Origin of the sequence: Novipirellula sp., assembly GCF_041583735.1 — a bacterium.
In the GTDB taxonomy this organism is placed as follows: domain Bacteria; phylum Planctomycetota; class Planctomycetia; order Pirellulales; family Pirellulaceae; genus Novipirellula.
On record NZ_JBFHFD010000058.1, the window covers coordinates 1 to 21,893 of the forward strand.

20 protein-coding genes are annotated in these 21,893 nt (G+C 55.3%); 7 read left to right on the forward strand and 13 right to left on the reverse strand.

Features of this window, described 5'->3' with window-relative positions:
• The 7 genes from ABX962_RS07035 to ABX962_RS07065 form a co-directional block, all read right to left on the reverse strand.
• A partial coding sequence (locus ABX962_RS07035; protein WP_372717907.1) for an FAD-dependent oxidoreductase occupies nucleotides 1–1,385 on the reverse strand: 1,385 nt, incomplete at its 3' end.
• Complete coding sequence (locus ABX962_RS07040) at nucleotides 1,382–2,905, reverse strand: polyamine aminopropyltransferase (protein ID WP_372717909.1); 1,524 nt, start codon at nucleotides 2,903–2,905, stop codon at nucleotides 1,382–1,384. The genes ABX962_RS07040 and ABX962_RS07035, both read right to left, overlap by 4 nt.
• A 9-nt stretch (nucleotides 2,906–2,914) precedes the next feature.
• Nucleotides 2,915–3,178 (reverse strand): DUF350 domain-containing protein, encoded by a 264-nt coding sequence (locus ABX962_RS07045; protein ID WP_372717911.1) that lies wholly within the window; start codon nucleotides 3,176–3,178, stop codon nucleotides 2,915–2,917.
• A 14-nt stretch (nucleotides 3,179–3,192) separates the two neighbouring features.
• On the reverse strand, nucleotides 3,193–3,378 hold the full coding sequence (locus tag ABX962_RS07050) for a hypothetical protein (protein ID WP_372717913.1): 186 nt from the start codon (nucleotides 3,376–3,378) through the stop codon (nucleotides 3,193–3,195).
• Nucleotides 3,379–3,563: 185 nt separating this feature from the next.
• Complete coding sequence (locus ABX962_RS07055) at nucleotides 3,564–5,096, reverse strand: DUF4178 domain-containing protein (RefSeq protein ID WP_372717915.1); 1,533 nt, start codon at nucleotides 5,094–5,096, stop codon at nucleotides 3,564–3,566.
• Nucleotides 5,093–5,587, reverse strand: a complete 495-nt coding sequence (locus ABX962_RS07060; RefSeq protein ID WP_372717917.1) for an S-adenosylmethionine decarboxylase family protein — start codon at nucleotides 5,585–5,587, stop codon at nucleotides 5,093–5,095. The genes ABX962_RS07055 and ABX962_RS07060 overlap by 4 nt, the downstream gene beginning before the upstream one ends.
• Nucleotides 5,588–5,898: 311 nt before the next feature.
• Entirely contained in the window at nucleotides 5,899–7,017 is a 1,119-nt protein-coding gene (locus ABX962_RS07065; protein WP_372717919.1) for an SPFH domain-containing protein, read from the reverse strand.
• A gap of 384 nt (nucleotides 7,018–7,401) precedes the next feature.
• Here ABX962_RS07065 and ABX962_RS07070 point away from each other — a divergent pair, with 384 nt between their 5' ends.
• The 3 genes from ABX962_RS07070 to ABX962_RS07080 all read left to right on the forward strand — a co-directional run bounded on the left by ABX962_RS07070 (nucleotide 7,402) and on the right by ABX962_RS07080 (nucleotide 9,612).
• Nucleotides 7,402–8,472 (forward strand): nucleoside monophosphate kinase, encoded by a 1,071-nt coding sequence (locus ABX962_RS07070; protein ID WP_372717921.1) that lies wholly within the window; start codon nucleotides 7,402–7,404, stop codon nucleotides 8,470–8,472.
• 118 nt (nucleotides 8,473–8,590) lie between these two features.
• Nucleotides 8,591–9,172, forward strand: coding sequence for a TetR/AcrR family transcriptional regulator (locus tag ABX962_RS07075; protein ID WP_372717923.1), 582 nt, complete (start codon nucleotides 8,591–8,593; stop codon nucleotides 9,170–9,172).
• A 35-nt stretch (nucleotides 9,173–9,207) separates the two neighbouring features.
• On the forward strand, nucleotides 9,208–9,612 hold the full coding sequence (locus ABX962_RS07080) for an ACT domain-containing protein (protein WP_372717924.1): 405 nt from the start codon (nucleotides 9,208–9,210) through the stop codon (nucleotides 9,610–9,612).
• Between the two features lie 56 nt (nucleotides 9,613–9,668).
• Here ABX962_RS07080 and ABX962_RS07085 read toward each other — a convergent pair whose 3' ends face one another.
• Nucleotides 9,669–10,403 (reverse strand): helix-turn-helix domain-containing protein, encoded by a 735-nt coding sequence (locus ABX962_RS07085; protein WP_372717939.1) that lies wholly within the window; start codon nucleotides 10,401–10,403, stop codon nucleotides 9,669–9,671.
• A 137-nt stretch (nucleotides 10,404–10,540) separates the two neighbouring features.
• On the opposite strand from ABX962_RS07085, the gene ABX962_RS07090 reads away from it, so the two are divergent.
• The 4 genes from ABX962_RS07090 to ABX962_RS07105 all read left to right on the forward strand — a co-directional run bounded on the left by ABX962_RS07090 (nucleotide 10,541) and on the right by ABX962_RS07105 (nucleotide 15,497).
• Complete coding sequence (locus ABX962_RS07090; protein ID WP_372717926.1) at nucleotides 10,541–12,127, forward strand: aldehyde dehydrogenase (NADP(+)); 1,587 nt, start codon at nucleotides 10,541–10,543, stop codon at nucleotides 12,125–12,127.
• Nucleotides 12,128–12,310: 183 nt separating this feature from the next.
• Nucleotides 12,311–13,270 (forward strand): dihydrodipicolinate synthase family protein, encoded by a 960-nt coding sequence (locus tag ABX962_RS07095; protein ID WP_372717941.1) that lies wholly within the window; start codon nucleotides 12,311–12,313, stop codon nucleotides 13,268–13,270.
• Complete coding sequence (locus tag ABX962_RS07100; RefSeq protein WP_372717928.1) at nucleotides 13,267–14,241, forward strand: proline racemase family protein; 975 nt, start codon at nucleotides 13,267–13,269, stop codon at nucleotides 14,239–14,241. Before ABX962_RS07095 ends, ABX962_RS07100 begins: the two co-directional genes overlap by 4 nt.
• Entirely contained in the window at nucleotides 14,238–15,497 is a 1,260-nt protein-coding gene (locus ABX962_RS07105; protein WP_372717930.1) for an NAD(P)/FAD-dependent oxidoreductase, read from the forward strand. The genes ABX962_RS07100 and ABX962_RS07105 overlap by 4 nt, the downstream gene beginning before the upstream one ends.
• A gap of 589 nt (nucleotides 15,498–16,086) precedes the next feature.
• On the opposite strand, the gene ABX962_RS07110 is transcribed toward ABX962_RS07105, so the two are convergent.
• The 5 genes from ABX962_RS07110 to ABX962_RS07130 all read right to left on the reverse strand — a co-directional run bounded on the left by ABX962_RS07110 (nucleotide 16,087) and on the right by ABX962_RS07130 (nucleotide 21,772).
• Nucleotides 16,087–16,785 (reverse strand): haloacid dehalogenase type II, encoded by a 699-nt coding sequence (locus ABX962_RS07110; RefSeq protein ID WP_372717943.1) that lies wholly within the window; start codon nucleotides 16,783–16,785, stop codon nucleotides 16,087–16,089.
• A gap of 420 nt (nucleotides 16,786–17,205) precedes the next feature.
• Nucleotides 17,206–17,772, reverse strand: a complete 567-nt coding sequence (locus ABX962_RS07115) for a carboxymuconolactone decarboxylase family protein (RefSeq protein WP_372717932.1) — start codon at nucleotides 17,770–17,772, stop codon at nucleotides 17,206–17,208.
• 268 nt (nucleotides 17,773–18,040) lie between these two features.
• Entirely contained in the window at nucleotides 18,041–18,838 is a 798-nt protein-coding gene (locus ABX962_RS07120) for a hypothetical protein (RefSeq protein WP_372717934.1), read from the reverse strand.
• 127 nt (nucleotides 18,839–18,965) lie between these two features.
• Nucleotides 18,966–20,099, reverse strand: coding sequence for a M24 family metallopeptidase (locus ABX962_RS07125; RefSeq protein WP_372717935.1), 1,134 nt, complete (start codon nucleotides 20,097–20,099; stop codon nucleotides 18,966–18,968).
• Between the two features lie 92 nt (nucleotides 20,100–20,191).
• A complete protein-coding gene (locus tag ABX962_RS07130; RefSeq protein WP_372717937.1) occupies nucleotides 20,192–21,772 on the reverse strand; it encodes a GntP family permease in 1,581 nt (526 codons plus the stop codon).
• Nucleotides 21,773–21,893 lie beyond the last annotated feature (121 nt).

A 21,893-nucleotide genomic window follows, 5' to 3' on the forward strand; every position in this document is an offset into this window, starting at 1 on the left:
GCTAATACAATTTCGGCCCAGTCCGACCACGTCATCTCTAGTAGCTGCTGGCGTGAAACTTTGCCTTCGTTCGCCGTCATTGGATAGTACCACGTCAACACGGTTGCTCCGTGATCGAGTCCGGTTTGATGGGTCGACGTGACGTAGCCGAGCGATTTACTTTCGTGGATCACATTGTCCCAACACATCGGCATCCCGTCTTCGCGCGGACGGTCTCGCAGATGAACATTCGCGACGATCCATGCTCCATAACGAAATGCTGCCGTCGATCGATCGGCAATGCGGCTGAAATCGCGGATCAAATACGGAGCCAAAAACTGGGGGGCGGCAAAGATGACATGCTCGGCATCAAAGCCAACACTCTGGTCGGACAGGCTGTCCCAAGCAGTGATCTTCGCAGTGCCTTTCTCTGATAGGGCGAGTTGGATGTCGCCGGCGGCGGTCGAAGGACGCAATTGATCTTGGACACGATTTACAAAATGCTTAACAAAACGACCGTTTCCCTCAGGCCAAGTCATCACATCCTGAGACGAGGTGCTGGTTACTCGAGCTCGCGAAGCAAAATAGAAGATCCCAGCCCACGCACTGGTTTGCCCCATCGTCAACCCATAGTCATCGCGGCATGAATAATCGACCATCCAACGCAATCGCAACGAGGTAAAGCCGCGGTCGTCCATCCACTGCTGCATTGAAATTTGGTCCAACGATTGAACGTCCTCGCCGTCGGACGCGGTTGCGATCGGGATCGCGAACAAGCGTTTGCCATCATCATCGCGGCGGGTGATCCAAACATCCATCTCGGCTTGAAATTTCTCGAGTTGAGCGAGATCGTCTGCAGACGCACCGGATGCAGGATACAGTCCTTCGATCCATTGCCCATCGACAAACACGCGTTCCTCGGGATCGCGACAAAGGAATTGTTCTGCGACTCGTGGTGAACCATCCTCGGTTTTGCCGACCACCACGTTCATCTCTTCCAGCAGGGTCACCAAGGCCCGATTTTCCTTCATCGGTGCGGGCACATAATGGGCGCCCCAAGGAAACTCAAACGGGGCAGATTGCCCACTGCGTGACGTCCCGCCCAGGAACTTTTCGATTTCCAGCAGGCGAAAATTCTCGAGCCCCGCCTTTTTCAATCGCCAAGCAGCCGACAACCCTGCGATTCCGCCACCCACGATCACGACATCGGCATGCTCGCTAGAACTTGGGTCGTATTTCGGTCGCAGCCCGTCGCGAATGCGGTGCCCGACCGAGAAATCAGGACTCAACCACGCGCCCTCCGGCGGCAGCGATTGCCGCGAGCATCCAACAGTCCCGGCGGCCCATGAACCGAGCAGCACGCTCATCAGCTCGCGACGACTTAACATCGGGGGCAAATCGCTCACTCGCTGCGACTCCATTCTTGGTCGTAATAACGCACAAGCACCTGGTTGTTCAATCGATTGAGTTCCGTTTCCATGGGGCGGATGTCGGACGGTAATTCAAACATCGATTTCAGTTGCGATGGATTCAAAAACCGAAGCTCACCGACCTTATCCGACAACTCGATCACAGCTCCGCTGGACGGCGTCATCGTGGCAAATGCGAATCCCCAAACACCAAACGAGGGCACCGAGGCACAATAGGGTATCGCGTCAAACCCCGATTCCCTCAGCGTATTCAGAACACACCAATAAGAATTCGGTGCGACAAGTGGCGAGGTACACTGGATACTGATGCGCGCCGAATCGGTCAGATGTTGCTTTAGCATCTGAAAGAAACGAGTGGTGTACAATTTCCCCACCGAATAGCCGCTGGGGTCAGGAAAGTCGATCACCGCGACATCAAATTGCTTTTCCGTATCACGGACCCAAATGAACGCATCTTGATTGATCACCACGACTCGAGGATCGAGCAGAGATCGAGCATTCAAATCCACCATCAAACCAAATGTTTGAGCGAGATGGGTGATTTCGGGATCGATATCGACGAGCGTCACCGACTGGACCGACGGGTATTTCAAAATTTCGCGAACTGCCAAACCATCGCCGCCGCCGAGCACGAGCACATGTTTTGGATCCACCGCAGCGGACATCACCGGGTGCACGAGCGCTTCATGATAGCGGTACTCGTCAGCCGAATTGAACTGCAAATGTCCGTTTAAATGCAGCTGAAACCCTTGCTGGTTCTGCGTGACGACAATGCGTTGGTAGGGAGTTTGTTTGGCGTAAACGATCGGGTGAGACAATAACCGTTCTTCGGCGATCGTGGTTAACGAGTCCGCTTTGATAAAACCGACGACCAGCATTCCGATCACCAAGACGGCTCGCCCGCGAAGTCCCCCCAGCCCTTTGTCGCTCAGGATCGGCCGCAGCAAATACGTTCCCCACAACCCGACCGACGCGTTCAAAATGCCAAACAGCAATGAGGTTCGCACCAAGCCTAATTGAGGCACCAACAGGATCGGGAACAACAACGATGCGAGTAATGCGCCGATGTAATCAAACGTCAAAACACGAGAGACCAAATCGCTGAAATCGAGGTGCTCTTTTAAAATCCGCATCAATAACGGCAACTCGAGCCCGACCAAAGTTCCGATCAGCAGCACGAGGCCAAATAGCGAGACTTGAAACCACTCGATCCAGGCAAACGCGACAAACAAAAACGGAGCCGACAAGCCGCCCACCAGCGCGAGTGCCAGCTCGACTTCGATAAACGTTTTCGCCAGCTTCTCTTCGATGTATTGCGACAGCCAAGAACCGACACCGAGTGCCGACAAATAGACGCCGATCACGAGCGAAAACTGGGTGACCGAATCGCCCAGCAAGTAGCTGGCAAGCGTCCCGGCAAGCAATTCGTAGATCAGCCCACACGTCGCGATGACGAGCACGTTTAGATACAGCAAAGCGAGCGGAGCACGATTCATCGACGTTGTTTAACCCAGAATCGCCGCAGCAATGATCACCGAAATTCCCAATACAATCGCGCCGACAATGATCGCGAGTGCTTGATTGTGATCCTCTTCGATTTCTTTGACGATCGAAAAAGGAGTCAACTTTTCCATAATCCACACAGCCGCAAACAGAACCAGAATCCCGACGACCGCAAACAGGACCGCCGCGATCAGGTGAACCCCTAATAAATCCATTGAACTCTCCGCCGCTTGCGCGGTTATCAATAACACCGAATGCATACTCATTTGAATTCCCAACACTATTTTCCGCCTCCCCAAGAACCGCCATACGATCGACCATAACCGCCGCCAGACACTCGCCCGGCCGCAAACCCGTCCACAAATCCGAGGTTGGGAGCCTGCCAACCTTTAGCCGCAGCAACGGAATACCACGCGCAAACGCTGATCCCAAAACAGAGGTAAATGATGAGCATTACTTTTTTCATAATCCATTCTCTTTGACGAACAACCCGATTCCACCCTCAAGATCGCGTTGGAATTAACTGCCGTTTATGGAAGCGTTGACAGAGCGTAGGGCCGGTTCCTACCGGCCGCCTCCATCAAGCCGTTAAGGACGGCCGGTGGGAACCGACGCTACTCGAAACGGAACACTCATTTCTGATCGCTTTGCTTAATCGCTGCTGGCATAGGGGTTGTAATCACTTTCGGACCAACGTTGCCGTTCAAAGTTGTGGGCATAAAAGTGGAACGCAATAATCGGCAACGAAACAAACAACATCGCGTAAAACGTCATCCATCCATCGGCACGCATGAAAAACGCAAGTTGCACCAACAGGATCAAACCAAGGAAACCTCCCCAAGACAAATAAAACTCTTTGCCTAGCTTTGGACCGGGCTGCATCGGCCCCACCCCCCAGGCACGGCGAACGCCGCGGATCCCAAACGCTGCTTCGATTTGCTCGGGATACAAGTAGGTTCCTTGTGAGACGTTCCGCTCCTCGGACGATTTCGTTTTTGATTCTTCGATCGACAGCATCTTAGGTGGTGCGATGTAGTCCGCGGTTTGCACCGAGTCACCGACCGTGACACGCCAATAAAACTCGCCCACGACGTACCGCACATAGGCAACTCCGCGATCGTAAATACGAAACGAATCGCCATTGTAGGTCACTTGGCTGCCAAAGGTGCTGCCCATAAACGACACCGGCTCGACGAAGGACCAATGATTTTGGTTTTCCACCAACCAGCGAAACCCGAGTTCGTGATTGTGCAAAAGATACTCCATCCATGGATACGTTTTGCCTTCATAAAGCGCAAAGCGTTCCATGATTCCGATCACGGTATATTTGTTATGAAAGAAAACACCTTCGCTGCCGATCGGAACCACCGGATAGATCTCTTTGGCCTTTAGTGTTTGCAGGTAGGCGAGTTTTCCGTGATTGGCATCGAGCAGCGAATGGCAATTGGGGCACGTCACACGCTCGGTTTCATCGGGCGTCCGCAACAATAATGTTCCACCACAATGCGGACAATTTAGCTGCAGCGCCGCGACCGGCAATTTTTCGCTTTCCGGATCGGCTGTGCGGGTATCGACGCCCAGGTCGGCAAGCAAAATCTCTTTGCCAATAAACACGCTCGCTTGCTCGCCATATTCAAGCGTCGCAAACGTGCCCTCGACGCCTTGCAAGTCAACGAATTTGTGTTCCGCGCCAGGATGAACCGCCCACGGAATTTCACCTTCGGCAGCCGCCACCGTGGCAACCCCTTTCTCGCGCACCGAAAATTGGCTGCGTCCAAGTTCCACTTGACTGTCGAGCGTCAGCGAGTCGTATTCAGGCAATTTGATTTTGCTTGTGAGCTCGCGTTCGAACATCAAGTAAAACTTGCCTTGCGCCTCGGTTAGCCACCCCCACTTCTCGCCCGGAAATACCAAATACCATTCGTCCCAGATGCCACCCGCCGGGTGTGAATAACGGACACGTCCGGAAATGTAGAACCCGCGTTTATTAAACGTGCCTGATAAACCAAGCCGCAGCCCCGAGTTGGTTTCGCCGACGTCCGCGACCTTACCGAAATCGGCAACGTCCTTGTCCCCTCGCGCCACCGCGGTTTGACAAAAGTCACAAATCGTGACCAGAGACGAACCGGTCTTGAATTCGACCGGGCCACCACACGACGGACATGCTGCGCTGCGATGCTTCATCCCTGATCTCGCTGTACGTTTTGAATGACCACATCTTGAATGACGGCATCTTGTTGGTCAGCGACAGGGCCTTGATCGGCCGAGCGGGTGCCTCGCACGACCTTCCGCACGACCACCTCGCTAGCGTTCAAACGCGAGGCCAGTTGCTGCTGCCAGCCCCACGCCGGGCGGTCACTGCAGCAATACAGATTGAAGGTTGCCAAGCGATGCTCGGGGTAGGTATGGCAAGCGAGATGTGATTCGCTAAGCAGATACATGGCGGTAACACCGCCATGACCTGGAAACGCATGCCGCTGCGGCTCGCCGACGACTTGCAACTTCAGTTCGGCGACCACGTCGTGGCAAATCCCGCCAATGATTTCAAGATCGCGTAACGCCGTCTCGCTGCATCCGTAAGCATCCACGATCCACTCGGTCCCCACACGTGCCGACACGGCAAGCGGTTGATCGACAATCGGAATGGGAGGCACGTCGTGCGCTGCGGTTTTCATGTTGCGAATCAGTGATTGTTTCTTGTTAGCGGAAGGACGTGAGCCCTTCGGTCTCGTTTGGACGTTTTGCTTGCGACTGCGGGACGGCTTACGGCCAATGCCATCTACTTTCGCCCCAAACGGGGTGGTTTTTATAGCGGTGCGGCGCGAGCCGCCCGGTAAATATCGAACATTTTACTCGCCGCAACCGGGCGGCTTGCGCCGCATCACTACTAAAGTAGATGGCATTGGGCTTGTGCGGCGGCGGTTGTGAATCAATCTCTCGCGTTACCCGGTGCCTTACGGCCCACGGCTCACAAGCCCCGGGGGGACTAGGCTGGCGGTGGTGGAGGCGGTGGGGTTGCGGCAGCAAACAGGCTCGCTAACTGCGGCACCGCTGATGCAGCCGCCCAGCCTTGCATGCCTGCGGTCCAAACCACCGTGTCCGCCTTGACTTCGCCACTGCTGACTCCAGCAGCCATCTGTTGTAACGTGAAGGGGCCTCGCGTTTCTCCGTTCACCGCGACATGCCATGCGCCCGCTGGCGGTGGCGGAGGAGGTCCTCCCGCCGCTGGAGCGGTTCCGGGTGCGCCGCCCACTTGCGGCATCATGCGGCTGGCCATGGCAAAGCCCATTCCGAGCCCCATTCCTTCGGCCGCGCCCCCACCGCCGGGGTTCTCTGCAGCGGCAGTCATCGCTTGCCCCATCTGGTACTGCTGGAAACGATTCATATCGCCGATCACGCCCATACTGGTACGGGTATCGAGTGCCTTTTCGACCGCTTCGGGCAGCGAAATATTGACGACGATCAACTGCGGACAATCGAGTCCGTACTCATCATCGATCTGCTCGACCACCTCCGCTCGCACGGCGGCGGCAATTTCCTGATAGCGAGACGCCAGATCGAGCGCGGGAATGTTTAGTTTTCCGATCACGTCGGAAAACGAGGACGTAATCATCGAACGCAATAATCCGGTGACTTCGTCCGACTGAAAATCACCATCGGTGCCGACGATTTCGCGAAGCAGTGCTTTGGGCTCAATCGCTTTGAGTGCGTAAGTGCCAAACGCGCGGATGCGAATCGGCCCAAACTCGGAATCCCGCAGCATGATCGGGTTGGGGGTGCCCCATTTCAAATCGGTGATCTGTCGCGTGCTGACAAAATAGACTTCCGCTTTGAATGGACTTTCAAATCCATATTTCCAGCTTGCCAGCGTCGTCATGATCGGCATGTTTTGAGTCGTTAACTCGTAGTGCCCGGGCTGATAAAGATCGGCGATCTCGCCATCGTGCACCAGCACCGCGACTTGTCCGGGACGGACGATCAAATGAGCCCCGTTTTTGATTTCATTATTGTAGCGAGGGAACCGCCAAACCAACGTGTGGTTGGAATCATCGATCCATTCGATGATGTCGATCAGTTCGCCACGAAGCTTGTCAAAGAGTCCCATGTGCCTACCGTTTATCGCTTGAGTATTTGCAGTCCAATATTAACGATCTGCGAGTGATCAGCATACCACGCGACGCATCGCCCATGGATTCCCAGGCGTAAGAAAAATCGTGACAGGGCGCGCGAAGTGCAAAGGAGGGCAATCTTCTTGAACGGCTGCGATTGTTGCGTACACGTTGCGAGCAATACTGAACGCAACGCAAGTTGAGCTGGATCGATCGGTCAGCAGCGACCTCGTAATCGCAGCAGGGGAGATGGCGGTCGATGGCGACCTGCCACAAGCCGCGTAACACCCCCCAGCGGCTCACAGGACTCCGCAACAAAGGTTATGATCTAAACGCACGCTGTTCCCCCAACGCCATCAATTAAATCGTCAAGAGAACCCATGGCCGAATCCAACGAATCCCGACCGAACACTTTCTTTATTGAAGTCTCCGGCGCGGGGCTTCCCGAAGTCGATGGTCTCTTCGTCCCCTCGACGGCACCTCCTGCTAAATCGGAATCAGGCACGGTTTCGAGCATCGGCTACTGGAACGGCAAATTGGCGTGGGACCGCGCCGACGGGAAAGCCGCCCGAAGCCCCGCACTGTCCTACTCCAACAGCTACAAGTCGTGGCGAATCTGCCGTCTTGATGGGCATCTGGCCTACGACATCACTTGCGACGATGATCTGCCGCCCACCGACCGAGAATGGCACGTCTACAAAAAGGGAGTCGCTCCGGCTCCGAAATTGACGCTTCACCACTATGACCCCCGACAACCGTGCCCCAAACCCAACGTCGTCTTTGTGCTCGGAGGCCCGGGCGCCGGCAAAGGAACGATGTGTGAGCTGGCCGAATCGCAACTCGGCTGGACGCACCTCTCGACCGGTGACCTGCTCCGCCAACAGCGTCAAGCCGGCGGCCCCACCGCTGCCACGATCGACGAGTTCATCGCGGCTGGCAAATTGGTGCCGAACGAAATCATCGTCGCACTGCTCAAAAACGCGATGGAAACGGTGACACGAACGACGGGAAAAAACAACTTCCTGCTCGATGGATTCCCCCGCTCACTGGCGAACCTCGAAGCTTGGTACGAGATCTTCGGCCGCGATACCGAGCTGCCCAAGATGCTTTATTTCGAGTGCCCCTACGCTGTTTTGGAAAAGCGTGTCTTGGGGCGTGCCAAGTACACCGGCAGAAGCGACGATAATGTCGAAAGCTTGAAGCTGAGATTCGATACCTACAAGGCCGAAACGTTGCCCACCGTTGAATTGTTCAAGAACATGAAAAAGTGTATTGAAATCGACACCAGCCTTGACCGTCAATCTGTTTACGCGATCGTCGCCAGCCATCTCGCGGAATACACCGACAAAAAATTGACTGCCCAACCTCTTAGCGAGAGGGCGGAGATGCTACTTGGAATAAGGCCATTTCCGAAGAGTGATGGGCGATCCGACACTCCCGATCAACCCTAAAACAGTCACGGGTTTCAGCTTGCAAACGCCCGATGTGGCAAGAACCGAATTGATTTGACCGATAGGTCTAAACAAGCTAAAATCAACATGCACAATTCAACCAAGGAATTCGCCCCCCATGCCATGGGAAAAATCATTCGACGAAAAAGATGTCATCGACAAAGCGATGCATGTTTTCTGGGAAAAAGGGTACACCGCCACCTCGATCTCGGACTTAACTACAGCGACCGGAATCCAACGCGGCAGTCTCTACAATGCGTTTGCCGGCAAACAGGAATTGTTTCTTCAATCGCTGCTGAAGTATGACACCGAGCAGCGACGCGTCTTGCTAAAACAGCTTGAAGCGATCGATGATCCGCGGAAGGCGTTTTCGGTCTTGTTCGATGCGATTGTGCAGCAATCACTCGAAGACCCTCAGAAAAAGGGGTGCTTCTTGGTCAACACATCCCTGACGCTCAGCGACCACGATGAACAGACGCAGGAAATTGTAACGGTTGCACTGAAGGAATTTGCTCAATTCTTTGAACGTCAGATCAAGTTGGGACAACAGCGGGACCAAATTCCGGCCACCGTCTCGGCACGCCCCACCGCTCAAGCACTTTTAGCACTGGTCGTTGGCATGCGAGTCATGGGCCGTGGCTGTTTCAACAAAGCCGCGTTGCAGCAAGTCGCCAAACAAGCGATGCGTCTGGTTTCTTAATCATAGCTGCCTCGACCGCCCCCTTTGCATTACCGATGAACGGCGAAACCCATCTCCGGACCTTGCTGAAAAAGATGAAGCCCGAACTGCAAACCGGCGAGTTCGTGTTTTGTACGATGGCGCCCGACGCCGCATCGAAGCTTTCGCTTTCCGCGATCGGTCAGTTCCTTGAACCCGAGGGTCTAACTCTGATTCTCGCGAAGGGGGAAGCCGAAACAAATGGACTTGGATTCGCGTATCCCTGCAGAATGATTACTCTGAAAATTCACTCCAGCCTCGAAGCCGTTGGATTCTTGGCCGCGGTGACCGACAAACTTGCCCACCGAGGCATCAGCGTCAATGCGATCTCGGCCTACTACCACGACCATCTTTTTGTACCGATCGAACGTGCTGAGGAAGCGATGAACGTATTGAACGACATCGTCAAGGGCAGGACATAAATCCTAAGCAGTTCTCAACGGCATCGAGCAATGGCATCGAGTCGCCGTCTTGGCTGTTAATCTTTCGAGCCTCTCGCGGTGCGATATTCCCGCGGCGAGAGCCCCGTTGTCACGCGAAACTGGCGTGTGAATGCGCTTTGATCGGAATAGCCCGCCTCTAAAGCAACCGCGGCGATCGGAGTCTTCGATTCTGCCAGCAGCCCTTCAGCCAAATCGATCCGTGCCTTCATCAACCATTGCCCGGCGGTGATCCCGAAAATGCGACGCATCCGCCGGTCGAGTTGGTAGCGAGACATCTCCGCAATCGACGCCAACTCCTGTACCGAGGGCGGCGCCGACAAGTTTGCTTTCGCGTACTTAATCGCTTCGGCAATCTGACGGTACTCTTCCGCTTCGTTGTTAGGCACTCGCAGGTCCTGGGAAACGCCTACTAACCCCACCACAGTGCCGCCTGGCTTCTTTAGCGGCAGCTTGGTGGTCATGCACCACCCCACAGATCCCGAGGGATAAACGTGCAGTTCCAACTGGGACAATAACGGCTTCCCTGTGCGAAGAACTCGCTCATCTTGGTCCGTAAACCGTGCTCCTAACGGAGCACGCAGCAATTGTTCTGCGGTGCGTCCGAGCAAATCCTGCTTACTTCGCACGCCACACCGATCGACGAGCGTTAGATTGACGACGAGATACTGGCCCTCGGTGTTTTTGATAAAAAATACGCAATCCGAGAGATGATCGAACAATTCCTCGCCGGTAAACGGTTCTCCTAACTGACACAGAATTTCAGCAATCATCATTGTCACTCCATTTCGAAACTATGCGCATTTTCTAGCCAGCACTTCACACACTGGCAATAAACGACGGGCGAATTTGAAGTATAACTACCGCAGCAATTTGAACCCAATCGTCCTCCAGCACCACGTCGACAACTATGCCAACTGCACACATCCAAGGGAAACAGCTGATTGGCGCAGACCGGTCTGCCACCAACGCGGATACATTTGCGGCAACCGACCCTGCCGCTCAGGCGGTGTTGGATCCGCCATTTCACGAAGCGAGCAGCGAGGAAATCGACCGAGCGATGACGTTGGCGAGCGAGTCGGCAGACGTCTTTTCGAATACTTCCTATGAAACCCGCGCGAAGCTGTTAGAAGCGATCGCCGATGGGCTGATGGATGCCGGCCAGGAATTGCTCGATCGCTGTCACGCCGAAACCGCTCTTCCCATGAATCGCTTGCAGGGAGAACGGGCGCGAACGGTCAACCAAACCCGATTGTTTGCCGAAATGATCCGAGAAGGCTCGTGGGTCGAAGCCAAGATCGATCACGGGGACGCTGATCGCAGCCCCGCTCCAAAGCCCGACGTTCGCAGCATGCTAATCAGCATCGGTCCCGTCGTGGTATTCGGCGCCAGCAACTTCCCGCTGGCCATTTCAGTTGCGGGAACCGACACGACCACGGCCCTGGCCGCAGGGTGTCCGGTCGTTTGCAAGGCGCACCCGGCCCATCCGGGAACCTGCGAAATGATTGGAAACATCATTTGCAATGCAGTCAAAGCGACCGGTTTGCCGCCGGGGATTTTCTCTCTATTGCAAGGACAATCTCACCAGGTAGGCCATTCCCTCGTAGAACATCCGGCTACCGCAGCGGTGGCATTTACGGGATCGATCGCAGGTGGCCGAGCTTTGTTTGACACAGCAAACCGTCGACGTAATCCGATTCCCGTGTATGCGGAAATGGGCAGCATCAACCCCGTATTTGTACTGCCTGGCGCGATCGAAGAACGCGGCGAGCAGATTGCCCAAGCGTTTATCGGATCCTTGACGATGGGCGTAGGACAATTTTGCACCAATCCCGGCTTGATCCTGATCCCCTCCGGTGACCGCGGCGATCAGTTGATCCAATCGATCGCAGAGCATGCCGCCGCAGCAGCCCCAGGGACAATGCTGCACTCGGGCATTCACGACGCGTTTACAAAGGGAGTGGCACGGATCAAGGACACCGACGGAGTGCAACTGCTTTCCCAAGCCAATGGTCCCCGCGAGCAAGCCGGTTGCACGATCGCGGTGACGGACTTCGCAGTACTCCAGCGTGAGCGTTCGCTGTTGGAAGAATTATTTGGCCCTTGCTCAACGATTGTTCGCTATGACACCCCGAGCCAAATGATCGAGGTTGCACAAGCACTTGAGGGCCAGCTAACCGCCACACTGCATGGCACCGACGGCGAATTATCAGAGCACCAGCCGCTGATTCGATCACTTCAGCAAAAAGTAGGTCGGCTGATCTTCAACGGTTTCCCCACGGGGATCGAGGTTTGCCACGCAATGGTCCACGGCGGCCCTTACCCTGCGACCAGCGACGCTCACTTCACTTCGATCGGGCCAGCGGCGATCAAGCGTTTTACACGCCCGCTCTGCTTTCAAGACTTCCCGAACGACTACCTGCCAGCCGAATTACAAGATGCCAACCCGCGTGGCATCATGCGAATGGTCAACGGTGTGTTCACGCGTGAGCAGTAGTATCGATTCGATTGACGCATCAACCTACTATGCGCAAATTGTTATCTTGGCGGACGAAATACGCCAAGAAAGTAGCGATGGCATTCCTATCCTAGGGCATCGGCCTAGCCGCCAGCCTTAGTCCACCCATGATTCCTAATTGATCCCATTTCAACGCCTCGCGGCGTCCCCAAAAACACTTCACTGGAGAGATGCGTGCCTGATAGTTCAACAATTTTTCGTGGTTGCATACCGGCGTTGATGACCCCGTGTAATGCCGATCGCAAACCCGACTTTGACGCACTGGTTCGCAAAGGCCGCGAATTGATCGACTTGGGAATGCGCGCGGTGGTTTACTGTGGGTCGATGGGCGATTGGCCGCTGTTGACCGATGCGCAGCGTCAAGAAGGTGTCCGGCTGCTTGCCGAAGCCGGTGTGCCGGTCGTCGTCGGAACGGGTGCCCAAAACCCACAACTCGCCGCAGAGCATGCGGCTCACGCAAAACAGGTCGGCGCGGCTGGTTTGATGGTCATCCCTCGCGTGCTTTCTCGCGGGACCTCGCCTGCGGCCCAGCGGGCACATTTTGCCGGCATCTTAAAGGCGGGCGAAGGGATCCCGTCGGTCATCTACAACAGCCCGTACTACGGATTCGAAACCAAAGCCGATCTGTTTTTCGATTTACGTGCTGAGTTTTCAAACCTGGTTGGCTTCAAAGAATTTGGCGGCGCTGCCTCACTCAGCTATGCCGCCGAACATATCACCAGCGGTGACCCAGATCTGACGCTGATGGTCGGTGTGGACACTCAAGTCTTCCACGGATTTGTTCGCTGTGGCGCCGCCGGCGCGATCACTGGCGTCGGCAACGCCTTGCCTGGACCGATCTTGCGATTGGTCGAACTGTGCCAACAAGCCGCCGCAGGCGACGTCGAAGCACGACGACTCGCCGAAGAACTCGATAACGCGCTTGCCGTGCTAGCGAAATTCGATGACGGCCCCGACTTGGTGCTGCATTACAAATATCTGATGGTCTTGGAAGGCAGTCCCGAATACGCACTGCAACTTAACTCATCCGATGCGTTGTCGACGTCGCAGCGAGCGTTCCTAGAAGACCAATGGAAATTGTTCCGCACATGGTGGGACAACTGGTCCGGGAGAGAATCTTGAACAAGATTGGATTTGTCGACGCTCACACCGAAGGCGAACCGACCCGGATCATCCACGACGGTGGTCCCGAACTGGGAAACGGACCGCTGCCCGAGCGAGTGGCTCGCTTCGCCAAGTCCGCAGACGATTTCCGGCGATGCGTGATTCTCGAACCACGCGGCTGGGACGCGGTCGTTGGCGCTCTGCTGTGTGAACCGACCGATCCAACGTGCGCTGCGGGCGTGATTTTTTTTAATAACGCCGGCTACCTTGGGATGTGCGGCCACGGTGCGGTCGGCGTCGCGGTGGCACTTCACTACCTTGGCAGAATCGATCTCGGACGCCATCGCCTGGAAACCCCCGTGGGGATCATCGAGATCGATTTGCAAACTCCCAACCGAGCATCCATCGAGAACGTACCGAGCTACCGACTTCACCGCAGCGTCGAAGTGGAAGTCGAAGGCATTGGAACCGTGGTCGGCGACGTCGCTTGGGGTGGCAATTGGTTCTTTTTGATTGGCGAAAGCCCAGTGGATTTGATTCTCGACAACGTGGACGCGTTGATGGATGCATCCGGCCGCATCCGAGATGCCCTGCGACGCAATGGAATCACGGGTGCCGATGGTGCCGAGATTGATCACATCGAATTCTTTGGACCGCCACACGCGGCCGATGCGGATAGTCGCAACTTCGTGTACTGTCCCGGCGGCCAATATGACCGTTCACCCTGTGGAACGGGTACCAGCGCGAAACTCGCTTGCTTGGCCGCAGATGGCAAACTGCAGCCCGGCGAACCATGGATTCAAGAAAGTATTATCGGCAGCCGATTCACCGCCAACTATGCGCGAATCGACGAACACAATATCGTGCCTACGGTCATGGGGCATGCGTTCATCTGCAGCGAAGGCAACCTGATACGTCAACCACTCGATCCGTTTACCAGCGGGATTCGATGCACCGCCGCAAATGAGTCCGAAGAAAGGCTTGTATGATCCGCAACGCATACGGAGGGTCGGTGATCGTCGTCGGCGCTGGAACCATTGGAATCGCCTGCGCCCACTATCTAAACAAGGCAGGATTGAAAGTCACGGTCATTGACCGCGGCACGGTTGCGTCGGCCTGCTCGCATGGAAATTGCGGATACATCTGTCCCAGCCACGTGCCGCCGTTGACCGAACCTGGCGCGTTTGCCGTCGCATTAAAGTCGCTATTCAACCCGCAAGCTGCGTTTCGGGTGAAGCCGCGATTAAGCCCGGCGATGTGGAATTGGATGTGGCAATTTGCTCGTCGCTGCAATCACCGCCAAGTCCTCACTGCAGGGAAACACCTGCAGATGATCCTCGACGCGTCGATGGACGAATATCAAAATCTGGTTCAACAAGAATCACTCGACTGTGAATGGAAAGAGAACGGACTGCTGTATGTCTTGCAAACGCAGCGTGGCATGGATGCGTTTGCCAAAAACGACAAGATGCTGACCGAACACTTTGGTGTGTCGGCCAATCGGATCGAGGGAGACCAGCTTGCCGAATTCGAACCAGGATTAAAATCGGGACTCGCCGGCGCGTTTCACTACCCCAATGATACCTCGGTTCGACCGGACCGATTGAACCAACAATGGGCCGATCGTGTTCGCGGCAACGGGGTACAGTTTATCGAACATTGTGAACTAACAGACGTTCACAAAACCGCGGGACAAATCTCGCACCTTTCAACGACACAAGGCGAACTGCAAGCGGATCATTATGTGTTCGCGATGGGGGCATGGAGCACACGTTGGTCGAATGAACTGCACTGCTCGATTCCCATCGAACCAGGAAAAGGCTACTCGGTGACCATGAACCGAGTCGAAAATCTGCCCACGCATCCGATCCTGTTTCCAGAACACAAAGTGGGCGTTTCGCCTTTCGAAACCGGGCTTCGGCTTGGTTCAATGATGGAGTTTGCTGGTTACGACACTTCGATCCGCAGCCAACGCATCAACCAACTTCGTGACTCAGCCCGTCCGTACCTGGTGGCTTCGGTCGATGGCGAAGCAAAAGAAACATGGTACGGTTGGCGACCAATGACGTGGGACAGTCTGCCGATCATCGGTGCTACGCCCAATTTGGACAACGCGTTTCTGGCGACCGGGCACAACATGCTGGGTTTGAGCTTGGCGCCAAGCACGGGACGAATGATCGCAGAACTGGTTACCGAACAACCGACTCACATCGATGCGGCCCCATTCTCGCCGACACGATTTTGATGACCGATGGACTTGTTCACCGATCAGCTTGATCACGGACGAGCAAATCCCCACCTTGTGGCGAAAGCAGCTACAAAAAAGGCTTCACAGCGTCGCGGTAATCCGATCAAGACTCGCTAAGTTGATGAAGCCCCAAAAAGATCGAGCGTATTTCGGAATGATTGGCTGCGGAGCCGATCATCGCAGCAAGTGCCACTGAAACGGTAGCCTCGTAAAGCCACGACATGAAGGCTAGTGGCATTCAGGCTACCAAGCCGAATCGATGATTAAATCGCAAGGCGCGATAGTATGCGTACCACGCTCGTTTCGCACGATTCTGGCTATGTCGGCGTTTGCGTTTTCCATCTGGCATGACTTTACCCTCCTTCCATCTACACCATGTTTTTGGGTTCGATGTTTTGATGATAGGTCAATGAAGCAATTGCCATGCCAATTGGCAAAACACGCGGCCGCGCGTGCCTTGCGAGTGGTCCGGGGCCATACGATCGATCCAGCTCCTTACCGCTGCGAAGGAAACGTCTCGCGTCAACCGAGGCGAGTGAGACGCGAGGGGAGAGGAGAAGAAGGCGTGCAGGATGACTTCTTCGCGTCACTCACTGCGAGCCGATGGAGCGGCTTTCTGCAGGACATCGACAAGCTCCTGTAGATCGCTGACGACATAGTCGGGACGTGCCACGTTCGGATAGAGTGCCTTGCCAGGGCGAGCAATGAAGGCGGTTTGCAGTCCGACGTTTTTGGCTCCAGCCAAGTCCCAGGCATGGGCGGCCACCATCAACACGTCTTCCGGTGCGACATCCAGATCGGCAAGAACCATGCGATAGGTGTCGGGGTGCGGTTTGTACTTTTTGATGGACTCGACGCTGTATCGCTTCTCAAAAAATTTGGTCAGGCCGGCGTTTTGAAATTGAGTTGCAACGCCCACGTTGGACGAATTCGTCAGGCTGACGATTTGGTAGCCATCGGTCTTGAGCGTCTGCAACCCCGCGACAACATCCGGGTGTGGTGGCAGCGAGCGAAGCGGTGTCACGATCGCCGCTTTGGCTTGATCATACTGAAGGTCAATCCCTTGTGTTTTCGCAACCATCATCAGCGCGGCGGTGCCGATTTCACCGAAACTGTGATACTCGCCGCTCAACGTTTCGACCAACGAATAATGAAGCATCGTCGAGAACCACAGCGGCAAAAGATCTTCGCGGCCGCCGAGTGCTTTTCCAACGGATGTTTTCAGCGGAGCAAGATCAAGTAGCGTTTCGTTCACATCAAAGATGATCACCTTGGGCCGAGGCATGACTGCCACTGATTTAGCTTGATGCTCGACGCCTTCATCTGCAACGGCAACTTGCGCAGACGTGCCGTTTCCGGTAAATTCCAAGGCCAATAAAGCAAGAGCCAGTAATGCAAATTTAAAATTCATGCCATTCTTTCGTGCGAGTAAGTGTGAATCGTCGACCCCTCTTGCCAAAATCGGCCTTCCATGAACGAAAGACTTGGGCCACCGCGATTGGGACGTCGTCCCAATGGTTCTGGTTCAATGAGGAAAGCCGTGTTGCATCCGACACACACGCTCGACATTTTTGCAAAAAAAACCTTCCCAATTACGGTTCGCTTCGGATTGGCCCCAGGCTGATTCAATCGACTCGGGGGCCATTGCGGCCGCTATCAGCCTCGGCCGAAACGCTCGTCGATTTTTGTGACGCCATCTTCGCATTCAGCTGGCGGGTTGTGCATCGGCACTCCACTGGTTTTTGGCGAACGCTTTATCAAGCGGTGTCTGCGCGACGTGATTGGTGTAATTCGACAATACCTTGTACGCGGTGCCCACGATCACGTCGAATACCGTTTGCTTGGTGTAGCCCGCAGCCAACAGCGCCTCGATGTCGCTTTCGTCAGGCCAACCACGACTAAGGTTGACCTTCTCGGCATAAACCCGCAGCGCTTCGAGCTTCGGATCGGCAATCGGAGTGCCTTCGCGAAGCGACGTGATCACATCATCGTCGACATTCAATCCCTGCATGATCGACGTGTGAGCGGCCATGCAGTACGTGCATCCGTTCAGACGATTGTTGGTCATGGCAATGATCTGGCGCTCGGTTGGGTTCAGATTCGTCTTGTTGTCAAAAATCTCGGCGACCGTTCGGTACGCTTCCAGCAGCGCCGGCGATTCCGCCATCACCGCATGCAAGTTCGGTACAAATCCGTACGCCTTCTTGCTTTTTTCCAACAGAGGCTTGCTCTCACCAGCGTCTTCGATCGAGTGCACTGCAAAATCGGTCATCGCTTCTATCTCCGGAACAATTTGACTGGTCGGTCAAAACCAGGGTAAAAAAAGGGGAGAAACCTAGCGTCTCGCTCGCATGCTCGGCTCCTCATCCCGCCAAAAACCAATTTGCGGGCCTCATTTACTATACGGGTATAGACCGATCGGTCAAGACTATTCTCGACAAGGCGAGAAAGCGTGATCACGTCAACAGATGCCCCATTTCAACCGACGCAGCGGTGTTTTACTGATTGACTGCCCCCAAAGACAGTTCAATCATCGTAAATCAATCATCCCCCATCGCGGATTTGACCAACGCGATAAAGCCCAGCACAAACAAGACAGGTGGGTAAAAGAAGATCACGCCTGCGGCGAGCCCACCAAAAAACCAGACCAACGCGATGATCATCATCAACAGCCCGCCCATCGTACCGCCGCTAAAAAACGAGCTGCCCCCGCGGTCGCCGCTATTTCCGTTTCGGCGATCTTTGGCAATCTGCCGCTGCGCCTCGGCAAGGTGCGAATTGGCGGTCGCGTTGGCCGGAGTTTGAGCTGCATAAGATCCTGGGTGCACTGCAGCAGGATTGGCGTATGGGTTCGCATGAGCCTGCATCGCCATGCCTGTGACCGATGAATAAGCCGCGGCCGGATGGACCGGCAGATCGTCCAACCAGTCATTGCTGGCAGCCGCAGCCAAAGAAGTCGGCGACGGGGAAGTCGGCGACGGGGAAGTCGGTTTTGGGGAAGTCGGTTTTGGGGAAGTCGCCACCACCGGGGCGGCGACGCCAACCGAACCCGCGTGAGCGTCCCCGAGCGGCACCTTGTTGACTTGGCCACAAGGACAACGAACCGATTTACCACGTGCTGACAGCGGAGCTGCCAAGCGTTTTCCGCACCCGCACGATAGCGTCAACTTACCGTTGGTCGCGGCTACGTCACGAATCGCACCAGATCCAACGCCCGTGGATCCGCCGACGCTGGGGACGCGAAATTGCTGGCCACAGGTGCATTTGACTTGTTTCCCCGCCAATTCAGGCTTGGATTTCAAAATACGACGACACGCAGGACATGCAAATTGCGACATAACATTTCACCTGAGAGCGAACCGCAAGCAGGCGTCCCCTGCCGCGTGGTGCAAAGGATACCCACCCGAACACGCTAGGTCAAATTTTTTATTGCATCACGCTCCGCATGCCCCGTGCGGCTTGCACTTAGGTCGTCCAATCGAGTCCGTAGGGCAGCTGATTCAAGCATTCCGGTTGGCCCTCGGTGACAACCAACATGTCCTCCACTCGGACTCCGCCGACTTTGCGTCCGTACAGCCCTGGTTCGATCGTAAACACTTCGCCTTCGAGCAATTCGCCTCCGCCGTGATCAAGCAGAATGGGCTCGTGGACATCCAGCCCGATACCGTGGCCCAAACCATGCTGAATACTCGCCTCGTCGGTGATCTTGCCGCGTGAAAGCTTGTAGCCGTGCTGTTTTAACACGTCTTCGGCCGCTTGATTGACGTCGTTTGCCGAATTGCCAGCGACCAACAATTTCGCGGATTCAACTCTGGCGAGGACAACCGCATTGTGCATTGCCGCGACGGTTTCAGACACTTGCCCATTGACCACCGTCCGCGTGCAATCCCCGTTGTAATAGGTTGTTTCGTCACGGGGATACAGGTCGACGATAATCGGCTGCTCGGTCAACAGTGGCCCAGTGCCGCTATGATGACAATCAGCAACCTCAGGCGCCGACGCCACAATCGCACCGTGCGACATGCTGAAGCCACGCTTCATGAATTCAATCGCTGCCAGGCTTCGAATCGATTCGCTGGTCAACACTTCGCTGTCGTGACAGAGTTGCCCCTGCGAATTGACGCTTGCATTGGCAATTCGCTCACACATCATCTGCATCACCTCTTCGGTGACGGATTGAGCCTTGCGAAGGTACTCGATCTCTTGGTCCGATTTGACGCGTCGATCGAGGACTCCCAGGTCTTCGTCGTACTGCAATTCAATTTCAGCCTGTTGTAAATGCCAAGCAAAGATAAATGGCAATGAACGATCGGCTTTGACCCGTTCGACACGTTTGGAACGCAGCACTTGAACCAGTGCTTGCGCCGTCGCGGTTTCGCGGTCCGCACTTAAGCCAAGCGGGGGCTCGTGCTCGGGGGGACAGGTCACGTGATCAGCACCACTGTGCTTGCGGACTCGATCCATCTCAAGATCGCGGACCAGGGCAATCGTGTGCCCCCCCAAATCAATCCAGGCGGCGGGGTCACCCAATGGCACATGAAGCCGCCGGTACAGCGACGGATTTTTATTGGGAAAGCCAGCAAGAACAGAAGCATTCATAATCAAAGAAACGTTAATGGAACGAGAAGCAGGAACAGGAAACTTAGATGAGGCTGGGGAGCAAGCCTCTAGGTTAACAATTCATCTCACTTCTAGCTAATGCCGGGGAAGCAATAGGCAAACAGGATTGTAAAAAACAATGCCGAGATCCCCATCGCTGTCGACATCGGCGCGATCACGCGAAGCCCTTCGGATTCGGTCATCCCGCTCATCCGGGTGATCACCCAAAACCCGCTGTCAGTCATCCACGAAATGGGTTTGCTTCCGGCACCGATCGCCATCGCGAGATAGACCGGATGAAACGGAAGTGAATCGGAGCTGGCAAATCCTTGCAGTACGCCGGCTGCCGTAATCATGGCAATCGTCGCAGAGCCTTGCAGCGTACGAATCGATGCAGTGACGAGAAACGCAAGCGGCAACAGCAACAATCCAGGCACGTCACCCGCCAACTCGCTGACCGCCTGCGCGATACCAGCCTGATACAGCATCGCTCCGAAGGCACCTCCAGCAGCGGTGATCAGAATAATATTCCCAGCCGAACTCAACGAACGATTGACGAGCGATTTGCGTTGGTCCGCCGGGCAATAACGAATTAGCGACATGGCAAATGCCGCCCCCACCGCAATGGCAATATTTTTATCACCGACGAATTCCAGCAAACGAGCGAGCCCGACAGACTCGATCATTCCCGCGTCGCTGAAATAGATTCCCACCGATCCGATGCCGATCATCGCGACCGGGACAAGGATCGGCAACACCGACGCCATCAACGACGGCCGCCGCAATTCGCGATCGACGTTTGCGTTTTCCGCTTCGGAATTTTCGGATCCTTCGGACTCACCCTCGCTGATCGGTCGCAGCGGCACTTCGACAAGATGATTGATGATTCGGGCAGAGATCAACGAGAACACACTGCTGCAACCTCCGATGGCAAGCCCGGCGATCATCATCGTGCCGACGTCCACACCGATAATTTCAGCGACCTGCAGTGGGCCTGGCGTGGGTGGTACCAACGAATGAGCAATCGAACCGCCCGCCATGATCGCCATCAGAAACAAGACATAATCTTTACCGAGTTTACGGCGGAGCGAGCGTGCCAGCGGCACCATTAAATAAAAGACCGTATCAAAATAGACCGGAATCCCGATCACGAACGAGCTGGCGGCAATCGCTTCGGCCGCCCGCCGCTCGCCCGTCATGCTTAGAATCGAATCGACGATCCGCGATGCGGCGCCCGATTCAAGCAGACATTGCCCAATGATGCTGGCCAACGCGATTAAAATGCCGATCTTCCCCGCCGTCTCGCCAAACGCGGTCGCTAAGCGAGACTGTGGCGATTGGGTTGTGAATGAAGCGGCTGCTTTTGCGGTCATCTTACCATTGGCAAGTTGCGACTGGGCATAGCGATCAAGATTTGCATGACTCGACAAACTGGCAACCAGCAGTCCAGCTAACAACAATGTCAGAAAAGCGTGAAGGCGAAACACCAGGATCGCCACCAAGACGACCACGACAGAAATGGCGACCACCCACCAAACATCGATCCCCGAGTGCAGAAGGGAGATGTCTGTGACGGACGCAGCAAACGACTCGGACGTAACAAGCTCTTGAGGAGCGATGTTTGTGATCGTGGCGCAGAAATGCGTTAATAATTGACCGAACATGTGTGGCATTGTGTCCAATATTGACTTCCTGGGATGATGCTGTCCTTGGCGACGGTGCCGTATCGCCTTAAATTGACGTGCGTGCTGGACTTCGAGTACAAAAACGCCGCAGAACACCTGACATGCAACC